17 protein-coding genes are annotated in these 17,477 nt (G+C 69.6%); 10 read left to right on the top strand and 7 right to left on the bottom strand.

Annotated elements, in window-relative coordinates; all coding sequences use genetic code 11:
• The first annotated feature begins 69 nt into the window (after positions 1 to 69).
• From AC5P1C_RS28115 to AC5P1C_RS28145, 7 genes are all read left to right on the top strand, one after another.
• Complete coding sequence (locus tag AC5P1C_RS28115; RefSeq protein WP_493868742.1) at positions 70 to 1,269, top strand: L,D-transpeptidase; 1,200 nt, start codon at positions 70 to 72, stop codon at positions 1,267 to 1,269.
• 158 nt (positions 1,270 to 1,427) lie between these two features.
• Positions 1,428 to 2,675 (top strand): L,D-transpeptidase, encoded by a 1,248-nt coding sequence (locus AC5P1C_RS28120; RefSeq protein WP_493868743.1) that lies wholly within the window; start codon positions 1,428 to 1,430, stop codon positions 2,673 to 2,675.
• A gap of 93 nt (positions 2,676 to 2,768) precedes the next feature.
• On the top strand, positions 2,769 to 3,539 hold the full coding sequence (locus AC5P1C_RS28125; protein WP_493868744.1) for an enoyl-CoA hydratase/isomerase family protein: 771 nt from the start codon (positions 2,769 to 2,771) through the stop codon (positions 3,537 to 3,539).
• Positions 3,540 to 3,859: 320 nt separating this feature from the next.
• Positions 3,860 to 4,363 (top strand): ATP-binding protein, encoded by a 504-nt coding sequence (locus AC5P1C_RS28130; protein ID WP_371527060.1) that lies wholly within the window; start codon positions 3,860 to 3,862, stop codon positions 4,361 to 4,363.
• 426 nt (positions 4,364 to 4,789) lie between these two features.
• Positions 4,790 to 5,572 carry a polysaccharide deacetylase family protein gene (locus AC5P1C_RS28135; protein ID WP_493868745.1) on the top strand — a complete coding sequence of 261 codons (783 nt, stop codon included), beginning with the start codon at positions 4,790 to 4,792 and terminating at the stop codon, positions 5,570 to 5,572.
• 47 nt (positions 5,573 to 5,619) lie between these two features.
• Positions 5,620 to 6,795, top strand: a complete 1,176-nt coding sequence (locus AC5P1C_RS28140) for a YncE family protein (protein ID WP_493868820.1) — start codon at positions 5,620 to 5,622, stop codon at positions 6,793 to 6,795.
• Positions 6,796 to 6,881: 86 nt separating this feature from the next.
• A complete protein-coding gene (locus AC5P1C_RS28145; protein WP_493868746.1) occupies positions 6,882 to 7,439 on the top strand; it encodes a glycoside hydrolase family 25 protein in 558 nt (185 codons plus the stop codon).
• 28 nt (positions 7,440 to 7,467) lie between these two features.
• Here the strand turns inward: AC5P1C_RS28145 and AC5P1C_RS28150 are convergent, their stop codons facing one another.
• Positions 7,468 to 8,127 carry an NADPH-dependent F420 reductase gene (locus AC5P1C_RS28150; protein ID WP_493868747.1) on the bottom strand — a complete coding sequence of 220 codons (660 nt, stop codon included), beginning with the start codon at positions 8,125 to 8,127 and terminating at the stop codon, positions 7,468 to 7,470.
• Between the two features lie 145 nt (positions 8,128 to 8,272).
• Positions 8,273 to 8,965, bottom strand: coding sequence for a FadR/GntR family transcriptional regulator (locus AC5P1C_RS28155; protein WP_493868748.1), 693 nt, complete (start codon positions 8,963 to 8,965; stop codon positions 8,273 to 8,275).
• Between the two features lie 187 nt (positions 8,966 to 9,152).
• Here AC5P1C_RS28155 and leuA point away from each other — a divergent pair, with 187 nt between their 5' ends.
• Together leuA and AC5P1C_RS28165 are read left to right on the top strand one after the other, a co-directional pair.
• On the top strand, positions 9,153 to 10,940 hold the full coding sequence (gene leuA / locus AC5P1C_RS28160; protein ID WP_493868749.1) for a 2-isopropylmalate synthase: 1,788 nt from the start codon (positions 9,153 to 9,155) through the stop codon (positions 10,938 to 10,940).
• The gene (locus AC5P1C_RS28165) at positions 10,937 to 11,758 is read left to right on the top strand and encodes an ABC transporter ATP-binding protein (RefSeq protein WP_493868750.1); all 822 of its coding nucleotides are present in this window, start codon (positions 10,937 to 10,939) and stop codon (positions 11,756 to 11,758) included. Before leuA ends, AC5P1C_RS28165 begins: the two co-directional genes overlap by 4 nt.
• 55 nt (positions 11,759 to 11,813) lie before the next feature.
• Here the strand turns inward: AC5P1C_RS28165 and AC5P1C_RS28170 are convergent, their stop codons facing one another.
• Entirely contained in the window at positions 11,814 to 12,026 is a 213-nt protein-coding gene (locus tag AC5P1C_RS28170; protein ID WP_493868751.1) for an EF-hand domain-containing protein, read from the bottom strand.
• A gap of 81 nt (positions 12,027 to 12,107) precedes the next feature.
• Here AC5P1C_RS28170 and AC5P1C_RS28175 point away from each other — a divergent pair, with 81 nt between their 5' ends.
• Positions 12,108 to 12,767, top strand: a complete 660-nt coding sequence (locus tag AC5P1C_RS28175) for a GNAT family N-acetyltransferase (protein WP_493868752.1) — start codon at positions 12,108 to 12,110, stop codon at positions 12,765 to 12,767.
• 249 nt (positions 12,768 to 13,016) lie between these two features.
• On the opposite strand, the gene AC5P1C_RS28180 is transcribed toward AC5P1C_RS28175, so the two are convergent.
• The 4 genes from AC5P1C_RS28180 to gcvT all read right to left on the bottom strand — a co-directional run bounded on the left by AC5P1C_RS28180 (position 13,017) and on the right by gcvT (position 17,469).
• Entirely contained in the window at positions 13,017 to 14,387 is a 1,371-nt protein-coding gene (locus tag AC5P1C_RS28180) for an L-serine ammonia-lyase (protein ID WP_493868821.1), read from the bottom strand.
• Between the two features lie 158 nt (positions 14,388 to 14,545).
• Positions 14,546 to 15,808: a serine hydroxymethyltransferase gene (gene glyA, locus AC5P1C_RS28185; RefSeq protein WP_493868753.1), complete on the bottom strand. Its 1,263-nt coding sequence runs from the start codon at positions 15,806 to 15,808 to the stop codon at positions 14,546 to 14,548.
• 29 nt (positions 15,809 to 15,837) lie between these two features.
• Positions 15,838 to 16,215, bottom strand: a complete 378-nt coding sequence (gene gcvH, locus AC5P1C_RS28190) for a glycine cleavage system protein GcvH (RefSeq protein ID WP_493868754.1) — start codon at positions 16,213 to 16,215, stop codon at positions 15,838 to 15,840.
• A gap of 90 nt (positions 16,216 to 16,305) precedes the next feature.
• Entirely contained in the window at positions 16,306 to 17,469 is a 1,164-nt protein-coding gene (gene gcvT / locus AC5P1C_RS28195; RefSeq protein WP_493868755.1) for a glycine cleavage system aminomethyltransferase GcvT, read from the bottom strand.
• Positions 17,470 to 17,477: the final 8 nt, after the last annotated feature.

Here is a 17,477-nt window from a genome sequence, read left to right on the forward strand (position 1 = left end):
GTCGTTGGGACGGACGTGAGACAGGTAGCGAGGCGCGCTCGGCGCGCAGGGGCCGCGCTGGCCGCCGTAGTGACATGGGCAGGACTGCTGGCCGGAGCCGCGGGGTGCAGCGGCGACGGCGGCGGCATCGACCGCCTGATGGGCAAGCCGCGGTCGCCCGCCGACGCGATCAGGGTGACGCCCGACGACGGGAGCAAGGGGGTCAAGGGCGACCAACGGCTGACGGTCGAGGTCCCCGACGGACGCCTCGAATCGGTGAAGGTCGTCCGGGTGCAGGACGCGCAGGAGGCTCCGGTGCCCGGCCGCATCCAAGAGGACGGCATGACCTGGAAGCCACTGGACGAAGGCGGCCTCGCGCTCGCCGCGAAGTACTCGGTGGACGCCGTCGCCCTCGACGGCCACGGCCGCCGCTCGGCCCGGCACACGACGTTCACCACGGCCGTCCCCGACGAACGGTTCATCGCCTACGCGGCGCCCGAGAACCGCTCCACCGTCGGCACCGGCATGATCGTCTCCCTGGAGTTCAACCAGGAGATCGAGAACCGCGAGGCCGTCCAGCGCGCCGTCCACGTCACCGCGAACCCGGAAGTCGACGTACGGCCGCACTGGTTCGGCAAGACCCGCCTGGACTTCCGCCCCGAGAAGTACTGGAAACCCGGCACGAAGGTCACCGTCGGCCTGCGCCTGCGCGACGTCGAGGCGGCTCCCGGCGTCTACGGCCTCCAGGACAAGACCTTCTCCTTCGAGATCGGCCGCAGCCAGACCTCCCTGGTCGACGCCGCCGAGCACACCATGGAAGTACGGCGTGACGGCGAGGTCCTCTCGACGGTCCCGATCACGGCAGGCGCCCCCAAGACCACGACGTACAACGGGAAAATGGTGGTCACCGAGATGCTGGAGGTGACCCGCATGAACAGCCGGACCGTCGGCTTCGGCGGGGAGTACAACATCCCCGACGTCCCGCACGCGATCCGCCTGACGACGTCCGGCACCTTCCTGCACGGCAACTACTGGGCGCCGAACGCCCCCGGCAACACCAATGTCAGCCACGGCTGCGTGGGACTGCGCGATGTGAAGGGCGGCAGCTCACGGACACCGGCGGGGTGGTTCTTCGACCGGACCCTGATCGGCGATGTGGTGGAAGTCGTCAACAGCGATGACAAGAAAGTCGCTCCTGACAACGGCCTCGGTGGCTGGAACATGGAGTGGAAGGACTGGACGGCACCGCCCGGATCCAAGCCGGAGGCCGAGCCCACGGACCGGAACTGAGGCAGGGCCCGCACCACGTGCGCAGTTGGGACTGAACAGTGACATTGGCGGGGAGTCATCGGTCAGGACCGTGTGGTTATCTAGCGCAGGCGCGTGTCTGTGCGCGCTGAGGCACTGGGGTGCGGGCCTGACCAGGGCCGTGCGAGGGGAGACACATCTTGAACGGGCGACCGATATCGGGGACGTCGGTTGGTGCGCGGGGGCGTGCACGACGACGGGGGACCAAGGGCCTCTTTGCGGTGGCATCGGGTGTGACGCTGCTGTTGGTCACGGCATGCGGCGGGGGAGGTGGCTCGGACTCGGGCAAGGACGGCAAGCCCGACCCGGCGGCCGACAAGAACGCGCCGTCGACGGCGGTCGTGTCCATAGCGCCGAAGGACGGCGCCGACTCGGTCGCCACGAGCGGCGCCCTGAAGATAGCCGCCGACAAGGGCAAGCTGTCCAAGGTCGAGGTCGAGGACGGCAAGGGCAATCCGGTCCCGGGCAAGATCACTTCGGGCGGCGCAACGTGGACGCCGGCGCACCATCTCGCGGCCTCCACGAAGTACAAGGTCCACGCGATAGCCAAGGACTCCGAGGGACGTGAGTCCGCCAAGGACACGTCGTTCACGACGCTGACCCCGAAGAACACCTTCGTCGGGCAGTTCACGCCGGAGGACGGCTCGAAGGTCGGCGTGGGAATGCCGTTCTCGATCCACTTCAACCGCGGGATCACCTCCCCCGAGGACGTCGAGAAGGCCATCGAGATCAAGACCGAGCCGGCCGTGGACGTCGAGCCCCACTGGTTCGGCAACGACCGCATCGACTTCCGCCCCGAGAAGTACTGGAAGGCGGGGACGAAGGTCACCGTCAAGCTCAACCTCGACGGTGTCGAGGGCCGGCCCGGGGTCTATGGCGAGCAGGCCAAGACCCTGAAGTTCGAGATCGGCCGCAGCCAGGTCTCCACCGTCGACGCGAAGACCAAGCACATGAAGGTCGTCAGGGACGGCAAGCAGATCAAGAAGATCCCGATCACCGCGGGCGCACCCGGCACGACGACGTACAACGGCCAGATGGTCATCAGCGAGAAGCTCCAGGTCACGCGCATGAACGGCGAGACCGTCGGCTTCGGCGGCGAGTACGACATCAAGGACGTCCCGCACGCGATGCGCCTGTCCACGTCGGGCACGTTCATCCACGGCAACTACTGGTCGGGCGGCGCCTTCGGCAACACGAACGCCAGCCACGGCTGCATAGGCCTGAGCGACGTGCGCGGCGGCTACAGCAAGAAGACGCCCGCCGGGTGGTTCTTCGCCAACTCCCTCATCGGGGACGTCGTGGTCGTGAAGAACTCGGCGGACAAGACGATCCAGCCCGAGAACGGCTACAACGGCTGGAACATGTCCTGGGAGAAGTGGAAGGCCTGACCGGTCGGGTGGCATGACCGGTCGGAAGGCCTGACCGGTCGGAACGCCTGACCGGTCCACACCGTCATGCGGGGCACGGCTAACGTGCCTCGCATGACATCTGTGCATCTCGAAGTCGCCGAAGGCGTCGGCACGATCCGCCTCGACCGCCCCCCGATGAACGCGCTCGACATCGCCCTGCAGGACCGGCTCAAAGAGCTGGCCGAAGAGGCGACCCGGCGCGACGACGTACGCGCCGTGATCATCTACGGCGGCGAGAAGGTCTTCGCGGCGGGCGCGGACATCAAGGAGATGCAGGCCATGGACCACGCGGCGATGGTCGTGCGGTCCCGGGCGCTGCAGGACTCCTTCACCGCTGTCGCCCGCATCCCCAAGCCCGTCGTCGCCGCCGTCACCGGCTACGCGCTCGGCGGCGGCTGCGAGCTCGCGCTCTGCGCCGACTTCCGTGTCGCCGCCGACAACGCCAAGCTCGGCCAGCCGGAGATCCTGCTCGGCCTGATCCCCGGAGCGGGCGGCACCCAGCGCCTGTCGCGTCTGGTCGGCCCGTCCAAGGCCAAGGACCTCATCTTCACCGGCCGCATGGTCAAGGCCGAAGAGGCGCTCACCATCGGCCTGGTGGACCGGGTCGTGCCCGCCGCCGAGGTCTACGAGCAGGCACATCAGTGGGCCGCGAAGCTCGCGCAAGGTCCCGCGCTCGCGTTGCGCGCCGCCAAGGAGTCCGTGGACGCGGGCCTGGAGACGGACATCGACACCGGGCTCGCGATTGAACGCACCTGGTTCGCGGGGCTGTTCGCCACCGAGGACCGCGAGCGGGGCATGCGGAGCTTCGTCGAGGAGGGTCCCGGCAAGGCGAAGTTCCTCTGAGGCAACGTCTCGATGGCCGTGCGGGGACCGCGGGGCGATGCCTGAAGTTCCGCTGAAACACGACCAGTTGAGGGCGCGTCAGCCGATGTGTCCCCCGAAGGAGCGGATTATGCGAGGCTTAAGAGAACCTTAAGCCTGTGTGGTCCGCGGCCGTAAGTGATCACCCGTAAGCGGGTAGTCATCGCAGGTCAGCGGGGGTGTAGCTAGCCCCTAACTGCCGCTGGCATATGCCTACCCAGCCCCCCGGAACGGTTGATTCCGGGGGGCTTATTCCGTCGGAACGGCCCCGGAACGCGCTCTGTGCGGCCATGATGGGGGGCATGGCGGGGCTGGAGGGTATCGAACAGCCGCGGCGACACGGGAGTGCGACCGCGGCGCGCTGGTCGCCGGCGGTTGAGGACGAGCACGCGCTCAAAGCGCTCGAGTTGTTCGGCAATCCGACGGACGCGGAGGTTCCGCTGCCGTCGCGCCCGGAGTCCGCCGCCATCGCGCGCCGACTCGCCCAGGTCGTGGTGCTCCGGCACTGGGGGCTCTCCCCGAAGCTCACCGAGGACGCGGTGCTCCTCACCTCCGAACTTGTCGGCAACGCCGTGCGGCACACCGGAGCCCGCGTCTTCGGGCTTCGGATGATGCGGCGACGCGGCTGGATCAGGATCGAGGTGCGCGATCCCTCGCGCGGGCTGCCCTGTCTGATGCCCGTCCAGGAACTCGACCTCAGCGGACGCGGCCTCTTCCTGGTCGACAAGCTCTCCGACCGGTGGGGCGTGGATCTGCTGCCGCGTGGCAAGACGACGTGGTTCGAGATGCGGGTCGCCGACCGCTGAGTGCGCGGGCCGAGTGCGCGGGCCCAGTGTGTGGGCTGAGTGCGCGGCCGGGACGCGAAAGCCCCCGGTAGCCGATGTGCGGCGCTGCGGGGGCTTTCGCGGAGCGCCGTGGACAAAGGGGTGTGGTCCACGGACGCTGTTGACGACCTGAGCCCGGGTCAATGGGGGTCGTGGCTCCGACTATGGCAGACGGGGGCCAGCGATCCAAAAGTCCCTATTCGGGCATAGAGGTGCAAATAGTGACAGCTCAAAGGTGAATCCTTGGTGAGCTGGGACACCTGCCTGGTAAACGCTGGTTAAGTTCTGGCTGTGACAGGTGATCTGTAAGGGGCATTTACGGGTCGACCGCCCCTGCGCCGTCGACCCGCAGGGGTTCACGCGCGGGCAATGAGAGGCTTTTGCCCGTTATTACCATTAAATGGTCGAGTGATCGAGACCGACCGCCGCGGAGCCCTTCGCACCGGCGCCGCACTGGCCGCCGCGGGCGCGTTCACCGCAGGCTGCTCCGCCTCCGGATCCGCCCCCGCGGCGCACCGCGCCGCCCCCGCCGACAAGCCCCCCACCGCGCAAGCACCCCGCGCCGCCCCCGCGCCACGCCGCTTCCCCGGCCTGCCCGACCAGATCGCGCACGGCCCTCGCGGCCGGCCCCAGGTCGCCCTCACCTTCCATGGCCAGGGCGACCCGGCCACCGCGCGATCCCTCCTCGCCATCGCCGAGAAGGCGGACGCCAGGATCACCGTCCTGGCCGTCGGCAGCTGGCTCGACGAACACCCCGAACTCGCCCGCCGCATCCTCCGAGGCGGCCACGACCTCGGCAACCACACCCACCACCACCGCACCATCAACGACATGGACGAGGCCGCTGCCTACGCGGAGATCACCGGCTGCGCCCAACGACTGCGCCGCCTCACCGGCTCCATCGGCACCTGGTTCCGCCCCTCGCGCGCCGAGACCGCGACCCCTCTCGTCGCCCGCCTCGCCCGCCGCGCGGGCTACCCGCACGTCCTCTCGTACGACGTCGACTCCCTCGACTTCACCTCGCCCGGCGCCCCGGCCGTCACCCGCAAGATCGCCTCGGAGGTGCGCGCGGGCTCCGTGGTGAGCCTGCACTTCGGGTACGCGGACACGGTCGCCGCGCTCCCCGCCGTCCTGGAAGAACTTGACCGCCGCGGCCTGCGCGCGGTGACGACCACGGAGTTGCTGACCTGATGCCCGCGAACCTGCCTCGGCCCCTGCCCCAGCCCCTGCCCCTGCCCATGAGCCTCACCAAGCGCACCGGAGCGGTCATCGCGGCCGGTGCCGTCGTCGTCGCCGCGCTCGCCGGCTGCGGCTCCGACGCGCGCGACAACGAAGCCCTCGGGACCAAGGGCATCCAGAAGCCGACCAAACCCAAGGTCGACCCCGGTCTCCCGGGCATGCCACCGGTCCTCGACCCCAAGGACGTCTACGCGGCCGACCGCCCGAACAAACTCTCCCCGGTGGTCAAGGACTTCCCCTCCCGGATCTACGTCCCCAACACCAACTCCAACACCGTCTCGGTCATCGACCCCGAGAAGTACGAAGTCATCGACACGATCGACGTCGGGATCCAGCCCCAGCACGTCGTGCCCTCCTGGGACATGAAGACGCTCTGGGTCAACAACAACCGCGGCCACACACTCACCCCCATCGACCCCAAGACCGGCAAGGCGGGCAAGCCGGTCGACGTCCACGACCCGTACAACCTCTACTTCACGCCCAACGGCAAGTACGCCATCGTGATGGCCTCGATGGACCGCGAACTGGTCTTCCGCGACCCGCACACCATGAAGAAGGTCAAGACCGAACCGGTCAGCTGCTACGGCGTCAACCACGCCGACTTCTCCGCGGACGGCCGCTACTTCATCGTGTCCTGCGAGTTCTCCGGCGAACTCCTCAAGGTCGACACGGAGAAGATGAAGGTCGTCGGCCAGCAGAAACTGCCCTTCAAGGGCGCCATGCCGCAGGACGTGAAGATCTCGCCCGACGGCAAGACCTTCTACGTCGCGGACATGATGGCCGACGGCATGTGGGTCCTGAACGGCGAGAAGTTCGGGAAGCCGAAGCTCCTGCCCACCGGCAAGGGCACCCACGGCCTGTACGTCAGCCGGGACTCACGCGAGATGTACGTGTCGAACCGAGGCGAAGGCACCATCTCGGTCTTCGACTTCCCCAAGAACAAGCTGACCAAGAAATGGAAACTCCCCCAGGGCGGCAGCCCCGACATGGGCGGGGTGTCGGCGGACGGCAACACCCTCTGGCTGTCCGGCCGTTACGACTCCGAGGTGTACGCCATCGACACCCGCACCGGAGTCCAGACGGCCCGCATCCCGGTGGGCGGCGGCCCGCACGGCCTCGCGGTCTACCCGCAGCCCGGCCGCTACTCGCTCGGCCACACCGGGATCTTCCGCTGAGCCGTTCAACGGTTGACCACACCGGCCACGGGGCACGAAAAGGGTAGATCCACCTGCCCTCCCCTCTGCCGCTCAGGAGGTCGCCCGTGCTGAAAGGCATCGACGTCAGCTCGTACCAGTCCACGTTCGACACGGACGGCATTTCCTTCGTGATCATAAAAGCGACGGAGGGCCGCTCGTACGTGAACCCACGCCTGACGGCGCAGACGAAGCGGGCACGGGACGGCGGCTGCGTGGTGGGCTTCTACCACTTCCTGTGGCCGGGGAACATCACGGCGCAGGCGGAGTATTTCGTCAGCAAGGCCCCTGAGAAATCAGGGGACTTGCTGGCGGTGGACTGGGAGTGGACGGGAGACCGCACCCGCGCGAGCAACGCGGAGAAGGACCGCTTCATCCGGGAGGTGAAGCGGCTGCGGCCGAACCACCGGACGATCTTGTACTGCAACCGCGATTTCTGGTTGAACTACGACTCCACCTCGTACGCGGGTGACGCCCTCTGGATCGCCGACTACGTCACGGCGGGCAAGCCGCGCATCAAGGCGAAGTGGCGGATCCACCAGTACACGTCTACGCCGCTGGACAAGAACGTCGCGGACTTCGCGAGCGAGGCCGCGCTGCGGGACTGGGCCAAGCCGCAGTCGTAGCCGTCCCGCGCGCGGCCCGTGGTGTCCGTCAGGCGCGCCACTCCGACGTGCGTTCCGGGGAGGCCTCGGACAGGGCCTTGGCGATTGCTTCGGTGTCCTTTGCGAGGCCATAGACCGGGGTGCCCGGCTGCTGGCGCCAGGATTCGTCCTGACCGCCCGTGTCCACCGTGTCGAAGCCGATCTCGTCGATCAGGTCGCGTACGACCTTCTTGGCGGCCTCGTCGTCACCCGACACCGGGAGGGCGACGCGGCCGGGTGTGCCCTTGGGCTGCGGCTTGTCGAGGATGTCCTGGGCGTACGTGCCGTTGAAGGCCTTGATCACCGGGTGGCCGATCTGGCGCTCGGTCCAGCGGCTCTCGGTCAGGCCCTCCTCGATCTCGGCGATCTTCCCGTCGCGCTGCTGCGGGTAGTAGTTGCCGGTGTCGATGACGGCTACGCCTTCCGCCGCGCCGTCGAGGAAGCCCGACGGCAGGTTCGGTACGGCCTTCAGGGGGATCGTCACGACGACGACCTGCGCGTCGCGCGCGGCCTCCTCGACCGTCACCGGCGTCGCGCCGGTCTCTTCGGCGAGGGCCGTGAGGGTGTGCGGGCCGCGGGAGTTCGCCACGGAGACGTCGTGGCCGATGGCGGTGAGGCGGCGGGTGAGGTTGCCGCCGATGTTGCCCGCGCCGATGATGCCGATCTTCATGACTCGTCGCCCTTCTGGGGGTCGTTCGCCTGCGTTCGTAACGGAGCCAACCTCCGGAAAGGGGTGAGGTATTCCTTGGGGAGCGCTTCGGCGCGGTTGTGCGGGATGGACGCTGCCGGGCCCTCCGCAGACCCCCGGCCCGCGCTTAGTCGCGGGCCAGCAGCCGGCCCAGGGTGTCCTGGAGTTCGGCCTGCGCCACGCGTGCCGCTTCCTCCGCGTCCTTGGCCTCGACGGCCCGCACGAGGGCGGCGTGCGCGGCGTCTCCGTGGTTCGTCTCCTCCGTGCGTACGTCGATCAGGTCGAGGAGGTTGATCAGGCCCTCCCGCAGTACGGGGGCGAACTCCGCGAAGAGGTCCGTCAGTACGGGGTTGCGGGCCGCCGCCACGACGGCCGCGTGCAGGGCGATGTCGGCGTCGATGAAGGCGGCGTCGCTCGCCGAAGCGGTGGCCCTGCGGCCGTCGAGTGCGGCGCGCATCGTCGTGATGTCCTCGTCGGTACGCCGCATCGCCGCGAGCCGCGCCGCCTGTACTTCCACCAGCATCCGCACCTCGTACACGTCCGACACCGCCGCCCGCCGCAGCCGCGTCGGCCAGTCCGCGACCGGCTCCGTCGCGATGACGAAGACTCCGGCGCCCTGGCGTGCCTTGACGAGCCCGGCCCCGGCGAGGGAGCGCAGCGCCTCGCGGACGGTCGAGCGGCCGATGCCGAGCTCCTTGGCGAGGGTCGTCTCGCCGGGGAGTCTGCTGCCGATGGGCCAGTGGCCGCCGGCGATCTGCTCGCGCAGGCGCTGGGTGGCCTGTTCGACCAGGGGGCTGGGGCGGAGGGAGCCGAGCGGCATGCGGGGGACCAACTTGTCTGAGGAGTACTTGTCTGAGGAGCTGAGGTGTGGCTAGTGTAGCCCCATGATCTTCTGCGGTCACCTTCTTCTCGGCTGCCGCGGCGGGGCCTGAAGCGACCGGCACCCCGCCGCGGGGTGCCGTGCTGCCGGTCGGCCACCGATCGCGAGCCGAAGGGCACCGCTTCTCATGAGCGACACCGCGTCCGACATCACGTCCGACATCACGTCCGACATCACGTATGACTGGAACCCGCAGCGTCCCAGCCCCATGCCGCACCACCGCTACCGCCCTTACCAGGACCGGGTCAACGTCCCTTCGCTGGACCGCAGTTGGCCCGCCGCCCGTTTCGAGCGCGCCCCCCTCTGGGTCCCCGTCGACCTGCGTGACGGCAATCAGGCGCTCGCCGAGCCGATGGACACCGGCCGCAAGCGCCGCTTCTTCGATCTGCTCGTCTCCATGGGCTTCAAGGAGATCGAGGTCGGCTATCCCTCGGCCAGCCGCGCGGACTTCGACTTCGTGCGCGATCTCGCCGCGCTCAGCGCGAGCGGCGGGATCCCCGACGACGTCAGCATCGTCGTCTTCACGCCCGCCAGGCCCGAACTCATCGACCGCACCTTCGAGTCGATCGAGGGCCTGCCCCGCGCCGTCGTGCATCTCTACATCCCCACCTCACCCGTCTGGCGCGACGTGGTGCTCGGACGGTCGCGCGCGCAGGTGCGCGAGGTCGTCACGGGAGCCGCCGCCCACATGGCCCGCCTGGCCGACGAGCGGCCGGGCGCGGACATCCGGTTCCAGTTCTCGCCGGAGACCTTCAACCTCACCGAGCCCGACTACGTACTCGAACTCTGCGACGGCCTGACCCAGTTGTGGGACGCGAGCCCCGACCGCCCCGTCACCCACAATCTCCCGGCGACCGTCGAGATCGCGACCCCGAACGTCTACGCCGATCAGATCGAGTACCTGCACCGAAACCTCTCACGACGCGCCTCCGTCATCCTCTCCGTCCACCCCCACAACGACCGCGGAACCGGCGTCGCCTGCGCCGAACTCGCCGTCCTGGCAGGGGCCCAGCGCGTCGAGGGCTGCCTCTTCGGCAACGGGGAGCGCACCGGCAACGTGGATCTGGTGACCCTCGCCCTGAACCTGTACGCCCAAGGCGTCGACCCCATGGTCGACTTCTCCGACATCGACGCGGTGCGCGAGGTCGTCGAGCACTGCAATCAGCTGCCCGTGCACCCCCGCCACCCCTACGCGGGCGACCTCACCCACACCGCCTTCTCCGGCACCCACCAGGACGCCATCAGCAAGGGCTTCGCCCACCACGCCCGCCGGGCAGCCGAGTTGGGGGTCCCGGAGCGCGAGGCGCCGTGGGACGTGCCGTACCTGCCCGTCGACCCCGCCGACATCGGGCGCACCTACGAAGCCGTCATTCGCGTCAACTCCCAGTCGGGCAAGGGCGGAATGGCGTATCTGCTGCAGACCCGGCACGGCCTCGACCTGCCGCAGCGCATGCGGCCCGACTTCTCGCGCGTGGTGCAGGAGGCCACCGACGACAGCGGCCAGGAGGCGACAGCCAAGGAGCTGTACGAGCTGTTCCGCGCGACCTATGTCGCGCCGGGACAGGGCGGCGGCGACGTGGAGCTGAGCTCCTGGACCACCGACCGCGCCCCGGACGGCGCCCACCGTTTCGTCTGCACCCTCCAAGTCGGCGACCGTGCAGGGGACTTCGAAGGCGTGGGCAACGGACCGCTCTCCGCGTTCGTCGAGGCGCTCGCCGCCGCCGGGATCGCCGTCGACATCCTGGACTACTCCGAGCATGCCACCGAGGCGGGCGGCGGCAGCGAGGCCGTCGCGTACGCCGAGTGCCGGGTCGGCGATGTCGTCCGCTGGGGGGCGGGCCTGGACACCTCCGTCCTGACCGCGTCCGTGCAGGCGGTGCTCGCCGCGGTGAACCGAGCGGGGGTCACCGCATGACCCAGAATCCGGACCAGGACCCGAACCCGGCCCCTGTCCTGCACGCCGACACCGTCACCGTAGTCCGCGACGGGAGCCCCATCCTCGAAGAAGTCACCCTCACCGTCCGCCCCGGCGAGCACTGGGCGCTGCTCGGCGCGAACGGCGCCGGCAAGTCGACCCTGCTCAGTCTCTGCGGCGCCCTCACTCACCCCACGCACGGCACGGTCGAGGTGCTCGGCCGTCGCCTGGGCAGCGTTGATCTGCGCGAACTCCGGTCGTACGTAGGTCATGTGAACCCACGTCACCCACTGCGCTCAGCCCTGTGCGTGCGCGACGTCGTCCTCACCGGACTCACCAACAGCGTGGAACCACTGCCCCGTTGGCGCCCCACACCCGAGCAGCACGAACAGGCCGACCGCCTGATCGCCATGCTCGGCCTCGCGCACCGCACGGACGCGCGCTGGCCCACGCTCTCCCAGGGCGAGCGCGGACGGACCCTGATCGCCCGCTCGCTGATGCCGAGACCGCGGCTCGTACTGCTCGACGAACCGGCCACCGGACTCGATCTCGCGGGCCGCGAACGCCTCCTCGACAGCCTGGACACCCTGCGCGAGACCCACCCCGGGCTCGCCACGGTCCTGGTCACGCACCACTTGGAGGAGCTCCCGGCCGGTACGACCCACGCGCTGCTCCTTCGCGACGGACGCGCGCTCGCCTCGGGAGCAGTGGACGACGTACTGACCAGCGACCAGATCAGCAAGTGCTTCGACCACCCGGTGCGGTTGGAGCGCACGGAGGGGAGATGGAGCGTGCGGGCCGCGCGGCGCGCACGCTGAGTACGCGGAAGGGGCCCGGCGCTCGCGTGCGCCGGGCCCCTTCCGCGCCGTCCCGCTACTTGTTCAGGCTCGCCCAGAACTCGTCGAACGACAGGCGCTTGTCCTTGTCGGCGTCCTTCGTGCCTATCACGGCCTCGGCCACCGTCTCGGTGACGTAGAAGTCCCCCATCTTCGCCATGGCCGACTTCCACTCGGCCGCCGTGATGAAGCCGTCGCCGTCCGCGTCGAACTGGTCGAACGTCTTGCGCGCTTCCTCGATGTCCGCCACCGGATCCACCCCTTCTTCGTGCACTGCTGACGGGGGCTAGGGTATCGGCCGTCCGAGGACGCGATCACAAGGAGTACGCCCATGGCCAGCACCCCTGCCGCGCTCGGGGCGATCCTCGACGCGGCTGCCCAGGGGCACTTCCCGCCGCCCGACGGCACCACCACCGTCGTGCCGCAGCCCTGCCACCGCGACGCGGGCGTGATCGCCTTCACCGCGCACTCGGTGGTCTTCACGGACGAGGACCCGCGGTGGGTGCACGCCACCCTCGCCGCGCTCGACTGCGATCCGCTGGCCGCCACGATGAACCCCCTGTTCCTCGCCGCCTTCCTGGAGCGGACGGGACGCGTGACGGACACCACCGACCTGCTGACCGTCGCCGACGCCCTGCCGGGCGGCCCCGATCCCGCCCTCGGACTTCACGAGCTCGACGACCCGGACCACCCCCGGGTGGTGCGGGCCCGCAAGCGTCGCGACGACGTGCGGGTGTGGGCCTGCGCAGGAGGCGGCCTGCTGGTGCTCGGGCGCGGGCTCGCCGGGCGGTGGGAGGCGGCGATCGAGGTCGAGGAGGACGTACGCCACCGGGGGCTCGGCCGGGCACTCGCGCTCGCGGCCCGGCAGCTGGTGCCCGGCGGGTACCCGGTGTGGTCGCAGCAGTCCGCGGGGAACGCGCGCAGTGTGCGGGCGTTCCAGGCGGCGGGGTACCGGCCGGTGGGCGCGGAGGCGCTGTTCGTCGCGCGTTGAGGGGTGAGGGCCGCGGGGTGAGGGCTGCGGGCGGTCCCGGTGCACGAAGCCGCCCCCCCCCGCACCTGATCTATAGGGTGGGCGGCGTGCGAGAGCTGCTGGTCGAGGACGACGACAATCACCCTGTGCCGCCGCGCCGGTGTCGTACGGCCGCCCGTCCACCGCGTCGGCGACGTCGAGATCGACACCGCGCGGCGGCAGGTCCGCAGGGGCGGCCTGCTGCTCACGACATCCTCACCAGTCACACGCTCAGCACTCGATGATGTTCACCGCGAGCCCGCCCCGCGCCGTCTCCTTGTACTTCACGCTCATGTCGGCGCCGGTCTCCTTCATGGTCTTGATGACCTTGTCGAGGGACACCTTGTGGCTGCCGTCGCCGCGCATCGCCATCTTCGCCGCCGTCACGGCCTTCACCGCCGCCATGCCGTTGCGCTCGATGCACGGGATCTGGACGAGGCCGCCGACCGGGTCGCAGGTCAGGCCGAGGTTGTGTTCCATGCCGATCTCGGCCGCGTTCTCGACCTGCTCGGGGCTGCCGCCGAGCACCTCGGCGAAGGCGCCCGCCGCCATCGAGCAGGCGGAGCCGACCTCGCCCTGGCAGCCGACCTCGGCGCCGGAGATCGAGGCGTTCTCCTTGAAGAGCATGCCGATCGCGCCGGCCGAGAGCAGGAAGCGGACCACGCCGTCCTCGTCGGCGCCGGGCACGAAGTTCATGTAGTAGTGCAGGACCGCCGGGATGATGCCCGCGGCGCCGTTCGTCGGGGCGGTCACGACCCGGCCGCCCGCGGCGTTCTCCTCGTTCACCGCCATCGCGTAGAGCGTGATCCATTCCATGGCGCGGGCCTGCGGGTCGCCCTCGGCGCGCAGCTGGCGTGCGGAGTTGGCCGCGCGGCGGCGGACCTTGAGGCCGCCGGGCAGGATGCCCTCGCGGGACATGCCGCGGGACACACACGCCTGCATCACGCGCCAGATGTCGAGCAGGCCCTCGCGGATCTCCGCCTCGGTGCGCCACGCCTTCTCGTTCTCCAGCATCAGCGCGGAGATGGACAGGCCGGTCTCCTCGGCGAGGCGCAGGAGCTCGTCGCCGGTGCGGAAGGGGTGCTTGAGGACCGTGTCGTCCGGCACGATCGGGTTCTCGCCCGCCACCGCGTCGTCGTCGACCACGAAGCCGCCGCCCACGGAGTAGTACGTCTTCTCCAGGACGAGGGCGCCCTCACGGTCGTACGCGAAGATCGTCATGCCGTTGGCGTGGTACGGCAGGGCCTTGCGGCGGTGCAGGACGAGATCATCGTCGAAGGCGAAGTCGATCTCGTGCATGCCGAGGAGATTGAGGCGGCCGGTGCTCTTGATCTGCTCGACGCGGTCGTCGGCGAACTCCACGTCGACCGAGCGCGGGGACTCGCCCTCCAGGCCGAGCAGCACCGCCTTCGGGGTTCCGTGGCCGTGGCCGGTCGCACCGAGGGAGCCGTAGAGCTCTGCCCGTATCGCGGTGGTGTGGGCCATCAGGCCCTCGTTCTTGAGGCGGCTCGCGAAGATGCGGGCGGCGCGCATGGGACCGACCGTGTGGGAGCTGGACGGGCCGATGCCGATCGAGAACAGGTCGAAGACCGAGAGGGCCACGAGAAACTCCAATGATGGTTGGTAGACGCCGTTGTCTGCCGGGGTGGTGCAGAGAACTACGAACGCGGGGCATGAACCGGGGCACCGCACTCACTGTCTTCACTGTCCAGTGTGCGCGGTGCCCCGAAGAATCGTACGAAGGAAAGCGTACGAAAGTGCTACAGGTTGGGGTACAGCGGGTGCTTGGCTGCCAAGGCCGAGACGCGGGCCTTGAGCGACTCCGTGTCGACGCCGCCCGGCTTCAGCGCCTCGGCGATGATGTCGGCGACCTCACGGAAGTCCTCGTCCTGGAAGCCACGGGTCGCGAGCGCGGGCGTACCGATCCGCAGGCCCGAGGTGACCATCGGGGGGCGCGGGTCGTTCGGGATCGCGTTGCGGTTGACCGTGATGCCGACCTCGTGGAGGCGGTCCTCGGCCTGCTGGCCGTCGAGCTCGGAGTTGCGCAGGTCCACCAGGACCAGGTGCACGTCCGTGCCGCCGGACAGGACGTCGACGCCGACCGCCTTCGCGTCGTCCTGCACCAGGCGCTCGGCCAGGATGCGGGCGCCGTCCAGGGTGCGCTGCTGGCGCTCCTTGAACTCCTCCGAGGCCGCGACCTTGAAGGACACGGCCTTGGCCGCGATCACGTGCTCCAGCGGGCCGCCCTGGAAGCCCGGGAAGACCGCGGAGTTCAGCTTCTTCGCGAATTCCTTGCTGCGGGCCAGGATGACGCCGCCGCGCGGACCGCCCAGCGTCTTGTGCGTGGTGGAGGTGACCACGTCCGCGTACGGCACCGGGTTGGGGTGCAGACCCGCGGCGACGAGCCCGGCGAAGTGCGCCATGTCGACCCACAGGTACGCGCCGACCTCGTCGGCGATCCGGCGGAACTCCGCGAAGTCCAGCTGGCGCGGGTAGGCGGACCAGCCCGCGATGATCACCTTCGGGTTGTTCTCCTTGGCCAGGCGCTCGACCTCGGCCATGTCCACCAGACCGGCGTCGTCGACGTGGTACGCGACCACGTTGAACTGCTTGCCGGAGAAGTTCAGGCGCATGCCGTGGGTGAGGTGCCCGCCGTGCGCCAGGTCCAGGCCGAGGATCGTGTCGCCGGGCTTGGCGATGGCGAAGAGGGCGGCCTGGTTGGCGGAGGCGCCGGAGTGCGGCTGGACGTTGGCGTACTCGGCGCCGAACAGGTCCTTGATCCGGTCGATCGCGATCTGCTCGGTGACGTCGACGTGCTCGCAGCCGCCGTAGTAGCGGCGGCCGGGGTAGCCCTCGGCGTACTTGTTCGTGAGGACCGTGCCCTGGGCCTCCATGACGGCGACCGGAGCGAAGTTCTCCGAGGCGATCATTTCCAGGGTGGACTGCTGACGGTGGAGCTCGGCGTCGACGGCGGCGGCGACGTCCGGGTCCAGCTCGTGGAGAGGGGTGTTGAGAAGCGACATCAGGTGGTCCCTAAGGGTCTTCGGGGGCTTCAGCTGCCGGAGAACTCGGTGTACTCGTCTGCGGAGAGCAGGTCCTTCGGCTCGTCCGTGATCCGTACCTTGAAGAGCCAACCACCCTCGAACGGGGCGGAGTTCACCAGCGACGGGTCGTCGACGACGTCCTGGTTCGACTCGACGACCTCACCGGTCACCGGCGAGTACAGGTCGCTGACCGACTTGGTCGACTCGAGCTCGCCGCAGGTCTCGCCCGCGGTCACCGCGGCGCCGGCCTCGGGAAGGTCCGCGTAGACGACGTCACCGAGCGCGTTGGCCGCGTGCTCGGTGATGCCGACCGTCGCCACACCGTCCTCGGCGGCCGAGAGCCACTCGTGCTCCTTGCTGTAACGCAGCTGCTGGGGGTTGCTCATGACCTGAATTCTCCTGTACGCGGGTGGGTGCTGCGGAACGAGAAAGATGTGCGTGGGGTCACTTCCGGGGTTACCACTGGGAAGGAAGTGTCACTTCTGGCGCTTGTAGAACGGCAGAGCCACGACCTCGTACGGCTCGTGCGTGCCCCGGATGTCCACGCCGACACCCTCGGTGCCGGGGATCGCGTGCGCCGCGTCGACGTACGCGATGGCGATCGGCTTGCCCAGGGTGGGGGAGGGGGCGCCGGAGGTGACCTCGCCGATGACCTTGCCGTCCGCCACCACGGAGAAGCCCGCGCGCGGGACGCGGCGGCCCTCGGCGATCAGGCCGACCAGCTTGCGCGGGGGAGCGGTCTCGGCGCGCTCGGCGGCGGCCGCGAGCGCCGCGCGCCCCACGAAGGTGTCGGACTGCGAGGTCTTCTCGAACTTCACGACCCGGCCGAGGCCGGCGTCGAAGGGCGTCAGCTCCGCGGTCAGCTCGTGCCCGTACAGCGGCATGCCCGCCTCCAGGCGGAGCGTGTCGCGGCAGGAGAGCCCGGCCGGGACCAGGCCGACGGGCTTGCCCGCCTCCATCAGCGCGCCCCAGAGCTTCTCGGCGTCGCCGGGCGCGACGAAGAGCTCGAAGCCGTCCTCGCCGGTGTAGCCCGTGCGGGCGATCAGCGCGGGCACGCCCGCGACCGTGCCGGGCAGGCCCGCGTAGTACTTCAGGCCGTCCAGGTCCGCGTCCGTGAGTGACTTCAGGATGCCGGGGGACTCGGGACCCTGGACGGCGAGCAGCGCGTACGCGTCGCGGTCGTCGCGGACCTCGGCGTCGAAGCCTTCCCCAAGCTCTCGGCTTCGCTCGAGCAGGGGAGACCCCGTCGCGCGGGCGGTGAGCGCGTCGAGGACGACCTGCGCGTTCGACGCGTTGGCGACCACCATGTACTCGGTCTCGCCGAGCCGGTAGACGATCAGGTCGTCCAGGATCCCGCCGTCCGCGGCACAGATCATCGTGTAGCGGGCGCGGCCGACACCGACGGAGCCGATGTTGCCGACCAGCGAGAAGTTCAGGAGGTCCGCGGCCTGCGGACCTGTGACGGTGATCTCGCCCATGTGGGAGAGGTCGAAGAGACCGGCCTTGGTGCGGACGGCGATGTGCTCGTCGCGCTCGCTGCCGTAGCGCAGCGGCATGTCCCAGCCCGCGAAGTCGGTCATGGTCGCGCCGAGCGCGCGATGCACGGCATCGAGGGCAGTCAGACGGGGGGCGGTACTCATACGTGGAA

The organism is Streptomyces sp. A18 (assembly GCF_059026065.1).

Excerpts from the sequence above, each read along its gene's own strand:
- AC5P1C_RS28130 (WP_371527060.1), top strand. The coding sequence starts at position 3,860 with ATGGCGGGGCTGGAGGGTATCGAACAGCCGCGGCGACACGGGAGTGCG.
- AC5P1C_RS28165 (WP_493868750.1), top strand. The coding sequence starts at position 10,937 with ATGACCCAGAATCCGGACCAGGACCCGAACCCGGCCCCTGTCCTGCAC.
- AC5P1C_RS28175 (WP_493868752.1), top strand. The coding sequence starts at position 12,108 with ATGGCCAGCACCCCTGCCGCGCTCGGGGCGATCCTCGACGCGGCTGCC.
- leuA (WP_493868749.1), top strand. The coding sequence starts at position 9,153 with ATGAGCGACACCGCGTCCGACATCACGTCCGACATCACGTCCGACATC.
- AC5P1C_RS28155 (WP_493868748.1), bottom strand. The coding sequence starts at position 8,965 with ATGCCGCTCGGCTCCCTCCGCCCCAGCCCCCTGGTCGAACAGGCCACC.
- AC5P1C_RS28140 (WP_493868820.1), top strand. The coding sequence starts at position 5,620 with ATGAGCCTCACCAAGCGCACCGGAGCGGTCATCGCGGCCGGTGCCGTC.
- AC5P1C_RS28150 (WP_493868747.1), bottom strand. The coding sequence starts at position 8,127 with ATGAAGATCGGCATCATCGGCGCGGGCAACATCGGCGGCAACCTCACC.
- glyA (WP_493868753.1), bottom strand. The coding sequence starts at position 15,808 with ATGTCGCTTCTCAACACCCCTCTCCACGAGCTGGACCCGGACGTCGCC.
- gcvT (WP_493868755.1), bottom strand. The coding sequence starts at position 17,469 with ATGAGTACCGCCCCCCGTCTGACTGCCCTCGATGCCGTGCATCGCGCG.
- AC5P1C_RS28125 (WP_493868744.1), top strand. The coding sequence starts at position 2,769 with ATGACATCTGTGCATCTCGAAGTCGCCGAAGGCGTCGGCACGATCCGC.
- gcvH (WP_493868754.1), bottom strand. The coding sequence starts at position 16,215 with ATGAGCAACCCCCAGCAGCTGCGTTACAGCAAGGAGCACGAGTGGCTC.